Source organism: Halorubrum sp. SP3 (assembly GCF_005435195.1).
GTDB classification, from domain to species: domain Archaea; phylum Halobacteriota; class Halobacteria; order Halobacteriales; family Haloferacaceae; genus Halorubrum; species Halorubrum sodomense.
Map to the genome: position 1 here is coordinate 1 of NZ_SGTU01000799.1, position 216 is coordinate 216.

1 pseudogene is annotated in these 216 nt (G+C 74.5%); it reads left to right on the forward strand.

Annotated elements, in window-relative coordinates:
- Positions 1-187: pseudogene (locus EXE42_RS18260) on the forward strand (SRPBCC family protein); the annotation flags it as partial.
- Positions 188-216: the final 29 nt, after the last annotated feature.

Consider the following 216-nt stretch of genomic DNA (forward strand, 5'->3'; position numbering starts at 1 on the left):
AGCGACGCGTCTCCGGTGGGCCTGGGAGGTCGCCGGGATACCCGCCACGGGCCACCGGGTCGAGCGGTACTCCGGGGACCCGGACCGGTGTCGGGCGGTGATCGAGGTCCCGCTGGTCGCGGCGCCGTACGTGCCCGTCTGCCGGCGCGCGCTTGACCGGTTCGCGGCGTTGGTGGAAGGCGAGTGAGCCGGGCGGCGACCAGGCGTCTCAGTTCT